This is a genomic window from Ruegeria sp. AL12, assembly GCF_056540885.1.
Window position 1 is genome coordinate 108,281 of the sequence record NZ_JBQFXN010000010.1, and the last position, 6,000, is coordinate 114,280.

The window sequence follows — 6,000 nt, forward strand, 5'->3', positions numbered from 1 at the left end:
AAAAAACGGTAAGCCGCGCAGGCGACTCCACCAATGCTCTCGACCGACTAGATAGCGCCTGCCGCAGTGGCACAACAGAGCAAAATCGTCACGTCATGGCGTCGGGACGTCGCGTTTTGCAATTTTTTTGCCAAGAGGCGCAAGAATATTACCCGCGAGTCTGCGTTTCGCGTTCAGCGGTTCGCGCCCGGAACCCACAACACGTCGTCTTTGCCGTTTGCGTTTGCGCAGCGTGCTGCAACAAAGAACCAGTCGCTGAGACGGTTGAGATATTTGACCGCCACGTCGTTGACGGGCTCCATATTCGTCAGCTCGACCGCAAGTCGTTCCGCCCGACGCGAAACGGTCCGGCAAACGTGCAGATGTGCTGCCAGACGCGAGCCACCGGGCAGGATGAAGCTGCGCAGAGGTTCCAGCGTCTCGTTCATTGCGTCGATCTCGGCTTCCAGCCTGTCGATCTGGGCAGGCACGATGCGTAGGGGGGTATAATCGGCCTCGGCGTCTTTTTCCATGTCGGGGCGACAGAAGTCGGCACCCAGATCGAACAGGTCATTTTGAATGCGCGACAGAGCGGTTTCGACATCACCTTCGGCTTCGGTCCGTGCCACGCCGACAAAAGCGTTCAGTTCGTCCACGGTGCCATAGGCTGCAACGCGGCCCGAATACTTTGCCACGCGCTCTCCGTTGCCCAGAGCGGTTTTCCCGTCATCGCCAGTGCGTGTGTAGATTTTGTTGAGTACGACCATTTATTGAACTCCCTGTCCGCGCAGATACACGAAAAGCACGATCAGCAACACGGCGATGAACTGAAAGAGAATGCGCAGGCGCATCATCTTGTTGCTTTTCTTGGCCGCTTCCATGCCGCCTTTGCCGAAATTCGCGATGCCTAAGGCCAGCACTACGACAACTGCCGCCATAGCCAGAAGCAGAATGACCATCACAAGGTCCATTTGAAGTCACCGTCCGGTTTTTTTCGATTACCACCCATCTAGCGTCAGGGCGTCGAAAAGCGAACGGGAAATATCGTCTCAGATATCCGAAAGGATTCGATCAGAGGCGTTTGTGGGCAGAATGCGGCGCAGTATCCCGGCGATATATGTCGGAGTGGTCACGTAGTAACGTGGTTTGGGGCGTCGGGCCTCGACCGCATGGGCCAGCTTGTCCGTGACGGCAGAGGCGGGCAGTTCAAATCGGTCTGGCCCACTGCTTTCATAAAGGCGCTTAAGCAGAGAGCCTTCATACTTCTCCCGAATGGCCGAGTTTTCCCAGTCGATGTATTTCTCGAACAATGGGATCGCCTTTTCCCGGAGTTTTGAGGTGATGGGGCCGGGCTCGATCAAGACGACGTGAATGTCGGTATCCCGAAGTTCCAGCCGCAGCGTGTCGGTCAGCCCTTCGATCGCGTATTTTGTGGCGACATACGCGCCGCGCCACGGGAAGGCGACAAGCCCCAGAACCGAGGAACACTGCACAATCCGGCCATGACCCTGTTCCCGCATGACGGGAATGACCTGTCGGGTCAGCTCGTGCCAGCCAAAGACATTGGTCTCAAATATATGGCGCAGGCCATCCGTCGGAACATCCTCAACCGCGCCGGGCAAGCCATGTGCGCCATTGTTGAAAAGGGCATCCAGCGAGCCGCCTGTAGCCTCGAGAACGTGGGACAAACCCGATGTAATGCTGTCTGCATCAGTGTAGTCGATTCTGGGGCTTTCAAAGCCTTGTGCGCGTAGGCGATCACAGTCGCGTTGCTGGCGGCAGGATGCAAAAACGCGCCAGCCTCTTGCACGCATACCGTGTGCCGCGTCCAGACCGATGCCTGACGAGCATCCCGTGATAAGAATCGATTTCTGCATACACCTTCCGAGCCTGATCCCCGCCCATAGCTATGGCGGGGTTTGCGGCAGGGCAATGACACTTCGATGTCAGTTCGTTGTTTTCCGGACGAGTGATGCCGAAATCCACCCAACCTGTTGCCCCGGCAACACGCGCAGGCGCAACCAGCCGGTACCTGAATCCCCGAATACCTCAACCTGCTGGCCGATCCTGGCTTTGCCGATGATCGGATAGATCGTCCCCGGCCCATCCCGCAGGTTCACGCGGGTTCCCGAAATTTCACGGATATCCTTGGCGGCCTCGACAGGGGCGGGCAGTTCAACCGTTGGCAGCTCGGCGTCGGTGGTGACCTGTTCGAGGGAGGCCAGACCCTGTTCCAGCGACGCAAGGGTCAGAGTGACGTTTTCGTCAGCGAACAGTGAGGGGTTTGCCTTCAGGCCAGCTGCGACTTGCGACAACAGCGCCTTGGTTTCTGCTTCGTCCAGCTCGGCCAAGGGTTCAGTGACCGGTGCGACCGGCGCCGGAGGCTTTACCGCAGCACGCGCGACCAAAGTTTCGGCGGGCGCGGATTCGATAGCCGGCCTTGAAGGTTTCGGGGCAATGGCAACACGCTCCGGCTCCGCTGTGCGGACTCCGCGCGGCTCAAAGTCAGGACCTCCGCTCATCACGTAAAAAGTCCAGCCGAGTGCGGCGAAAGTAACAAGTACAAGGCGCGTCATGGCGCATCCCCCAATTCAATCGTAACAACAAAATAGGCAGCAATCATTCAATTGTTGGAATGGTAGCATAATAGAAGGGCAGAGTCGAAAATTCGGGGAAAACACCGACTTGCCTCCCCCTGTTGCAAAAAGCCCGACTTGTCCCCAGTAAAATACGCGTTGCTTGCTTTACCAAGGCGTTCTTGCGTCGTATCACATCATATATGAACGATACGATCGACGACCCCAACATGGAGGCCCCCGACCACGGGGGTGAGGTTGCAGAACCGCTGCGCCGCGCGATAGGCGAGCGTTACCTGACCTATGCGCTGTCCACCATCATGCACCGCGCCCTGCCGGACGCGCGGGACGGATTGAAGCCGGTGCACCGGCGAATCCTCTATGCGATGAGAGAGCTGCGACTCAGTGCAACCGGAGGTTTTCGCAAGTCCGCCAAGATTTCCGGCGACGTGATGGGCAATTACCACCCGCATGGCGACGCCGCGATTTACGACGCAATGGCGCGCCTGGCGCAGGACTTCAACGTGCGTTACCCGCTGGTCGACGGGCAGGGGAATTTCGGGAATATCGACGGCGACAACCCGGCGGCCTCGCGATATACCGAGGCGCGGATGACCATCGTGGCCGAGGCGCTGCTGGAAGGTCTGAACGAAGACGCCGTGGATTTCCGCGACAACTATGATGGCACGCTGACTGAACCGGTGGTGCTGCCTGCGCAGTTTCCGAATCTTTTGGCCAACGGCGCCAGCGGTATCGCCGTCGGCATGGCGACCAACATCCCACCGCACAACATCTCGGAGCTTTGCGACGCCTGCCTGCACCTGATCAAAACGCCTGACGCGCGGGACGACACGTTGCTGAACTATGTCCCCGGCCCGGATTTTCCGACCGGTGGCGTGATCGTCGAACCGCCCGAGAACATCGCCCAGGCTTATCGCACCGGGCGGGGCTCGTTCCGACTGCGTTGCAGGTTCGAGGTCGAGGATCTGGGCCGCGGCCAGTGGCAGATCGTGGTCACCGAGATTCCCTATCAGGTTCAGAAATCCAAGCTGATCGAAAAGATCGCGGAACTGATCCAAACCAAGAAAATCCCGATCCTCGCAGATGTGCGCGACGAATCCGCCGACGATATCCGTCTGATCCTTGAACCGCGTTCGAAAAACGTGGACCCCGAGGTGCTGATGGGCATGCTTTATCGCAACTCGGACCTCGAGGTGCGGTTCAGCCTGAACATGAACGTATTGATCGATGGGGTGACACCCAAGGTCTGTTCGATGAAGGAAGTGCTGCGCGCCTTCCTTGACCACCGGCAAGAGGTGCTGCTGCGCCGCTCGCGTCACCGCATGGCCAAGATCGACCACCGGTTGGAAGTGCTCGAAGGCTTTATCGTCGCCTTCCTGAACCTCGACCGTGTAATCGACATCATCCGTTATGACGACGACCCCAAGGCCGCGCTGATGCGCGAGGACTGGGGCATCGACCACGTTCGCGCCACCGATGAATCTGACTACGTCACACCCAAGCCGGGCGAGGGCGAGCTGTCGGAAGTTCAGGTCGACGCCATCCTCAATATGCGCCTGCGCTCCTTGCGTCGTCTGGAAGAGATGGAGCTGGTTCGCGAACGCGACGCGCTGATGGAAGAACGCGCCAATCTCGAAGATCTGCTGGCCGATCCCGCCCTGCAATGGGCCAAGATTGCCGAGCAGCTGAAAGAGACCAAGAAGACCTTCGGCAAAGACTACGAAGGCGGCGCGCGCCGTACGCAGTTCGCCGAAGCGGGACAGGTTGAAGAGGTTCCGCTGGAGGCGATGATCGACAAGGAACCGATCACGGTGGTCTGCTCTCAGATGGGCTGGATTCGCGCCATGACCGGTCATATCGACCTGAAGCGCGAGTTGAAGTTCAAGGACGGCGACGGCCCGCGTTTCATCTTCCATGCAGAAACGACCGACCGGCTGCTGGTGTTCGCCTCGAACGGCCGATTCTACACCGTCAGCGCGGCCAATCTGCCGGGTGGGCGCGGAATGGGCGAGCCGCTGCGCCTGATGGTCGACCTGCCGAACGAGGCACAGATCATCGACATCCTGATTCACAAGCCGGGGCGCAAGCTGCTGGTGGCCTCGGACGCGGGCAACGGCTTTATGGTGCCGGAAGATGACGTGCTGGCGCAGACGCGCAACGGCAAACAGGTGCTGAACGTCAAGGGTGACGAGACCGCGATGATCTGCAAGCCGGTCGCGGGCGACCACGTCGCCGTGGTGTCGCAAAACGGCAAGTTCCTGGTTTTCCCAACCCAGGAACTGCCCGAGATGACGCGCGGAAAAGGCGTGCGTTTGCAAAAGTACAATATGGCACGCGGCCGGCAGGGAACGCTCGAGCTGGATGGCGGATTGTCGGATGTAACGACCTTCAACTGGGAAGAAGGCCTGAAATGGTCCATGGGCGGCGACAAGACCCGACATGAGGCGGATATGACGCAATGGCTGGCAAAACGAGCCAGTGTCGGGAAAAAACCGCCCTATGGCTTCCCGCGCGACTATAAGTTTTCGTGATCGCGCTGCTTCGCGGGTGAATTTCCGCCGATACGGCTTTGCACAACCCGTATCGGTGCGCTAGATCAACAAAAAACAGGCCTATCGAGACGAGACATGTTGCGCATTCTGACGCTGATCACCGGACTGGCCCTGATGGCCGCTTGCACACAGACACAGGTGTATGAGCCGCCTGAATCCCTAGGAGAATTCAAGCTTCGTGTGAATTATGCCTTTGCGGACAAGGCCGTTCAGGGACCTGTATCGCGGGACGCCACACCTGACGAATGGACGAAGGCGATCCAGAACGCGGTTGATATTCGTCTGGGGCGTTACGTAGGCAAACAGGAATATGACCTTGGCATCAGCCTTGAGGGTTACATGCTGGCCCCGCCGGGGATCCCTGTGATCTACAACCCCAAAAGCACTGCGATTGTGTTGGTCAACGTCTATGACGTGAAGAAAAAAGAGTTTCTGGCCAAGGGTAAGCAATTCCAGGTGCTGGAAGACACCACCGGCGGAAGTGCCCTCAAAGGATCGGGGCATGAGCGCACAAAAGAAGAACAGATGAGCGGTCTGGCCCTCAAAATTGCCGACCGGGTCGAGGAATGGCTGGCTGAAGAGCACAAGGAAAATGGCTGGTTCGACCGGCGGCCGGACCTGATCCAGCCTCTGGAATCCGTCGAGGTCACGCAAAATCCAACGTGATCGGCGCATTTCCCTCAGGATGTGCTTGATTTTCCCCTTTGAACCAAATATCCCGCGCGCGCAGATGTAACCACGGGACCAAGGGTCCCCCAAATCGCAAAAGGGCGCCTGAGGAATGGCAAAGGAAAAGTTTGAGCGTACAAAACCGCACGTCAACATCGGCACGATTGGCCACGTTGACCACGGCAAGACCACGCTGACCGCAG

The 6,000-nt window shown here is 58.5% G+C and carries 7 protein-coding genes; 3 read left to right on the plus strand and 4 right to left on the minus strand.

Annotated features, from left to right (window positions below; all coding sequences use genetic code 11):
• Window positions 1-173: 173 nt before the first annotated feature.
• From ACR0C6_RS18925 to ACR0C6_RS18940, 4 genes are all read right to left on the minus strand, one after another.
• Entirely contained in the window at window positions 174-746 is a 573-nt protein-coding gene (locus tag ACR0C6_RS18925) for a cob(I)yrinic acid a,c-diamide adenosyltransferase (RefSeq protein ID WP_480447480.1), read from the minus strand.
• Window positions 747-950, minus strand: a complete 204-nt coding sequence (locus ACR0C6_RS18930) for a twin transmembrane helix small protein (protein ID WP_152457110.1) — start codon at window positions 948-950, stop codon at window positions 747-749. It abuts the gene before it with no gap.
• Between the two features lie 78 nt (window positions 951-1,028).
• The gene (locus tag ACR0C6_RS18935) at window positions 1,029-1,856 is read right to left on the minus strand and encodes an SDR family NAD(P)-dependent oxidoreductase (RefSeq protein ID WP_480447481.1); all 828 of its coding nucleotides are present in this window, start codon (window positions 1,854-1,856) and stop codon (window positions 1,029-1,031) included.
• Window positions 1,857-1,925: 69 nt separating this feature from the next.
• Window positions 1,926-2,555 (minus strand): SH3 domain-containing protein, encoded by a 630-nt coding sequence (locus tag ACR0C6_RS18940; RefSeq protein ID WP_480447482.1) that lies wholly within the window; start codon window positions 2,553-2,555, stop codon window positions 1,926-1,928.
• Between the two features lie 203 nt (window positions 2,556-2,758).
• Here ACR0C6_RS18940 and parC point away from each other — a divergent pair, with 203 nt between their 5' ends.
• From parC to ACR0C6_RS18955, 3 genes are all read left to right on the plus strand, one after another.
• Window positions 2,759-5,107 (plus strand): DNA topoisomerase IV subunit A, encoded by a 2,349-nt coding sequence (gene parC, locus ACR0C6_RS18945; RefSeq protein ID WP_480620675.1) that lies wholly within the window; start codon window positions 2,759-2,761, stop codon window positions 5,105-5,107.
• Window positions 5,108-5,203: 96 nt separating this feature from the next.
• Window positions 5,204-5,794, plus strand: coding sequence for a hypothetical protein (locus tag ACR0C6_RS18950; RefSeq protein ID WP_480447484.1), 591 nt, complete (start codon window positions 5,204-5,206; stop codon window positions 5,792-5,794).
• 115 nt (window positions 5,795-5,909) lie between these two features.
• Window positions 5,910-6,000: GTP-binding protein (locus ACR0C6_RS18955; RefSeq protein WP_215675807.1), on the plus strand; the 91-nt coding region annotated here is incomplete at its 3' end.

Bases quoted from the DNA above. Each gene is read 5' to 3' on its own strand.
- ACR0C6_RS18940 (WP_480447482.1), bottom strand. From the start codon at position 2,555: ATGACGCGCCTTGTACTTGTTACTTTCGCCGCACTCGGCTGGACTTTT.
- parC (WP_480620675.1), top strand. From the start codon at position 2,759: ATGAACGATACGATCGACGACCCCAACATGGAGGCCCCCGACCACGGG.
- ACR0C6_RS18950 (WP_480447484.1), top strand. From the start codon at position 5,204: ATGTTGCGCATTCTGACGCTGATCACCGGACTGGCCCTGATGGCCGCT.
- ACR0C6_RS18925 (WP_480447480.1), bottom strand. From the start codon at position 746: ATGGTCGTACTCAACAAAATCTACACACGCACTGGCGATGACGGGAAA.
- ACR0C6_RS18930 (WP_152457110.1), bottom strand. From the start codon at position 950: ATGGACCTTGTGATGGTCATTCTGCTTCTGGCTATGGCGGCAGTTGTC.
- ACR0C6_RS18935 (WP_480447481.1), bottom strand. From the start codon at position 1,856: ATGCAGAAATCGATTCTTATCACGGGATGCTCGTCAGGCATCGGTCTG.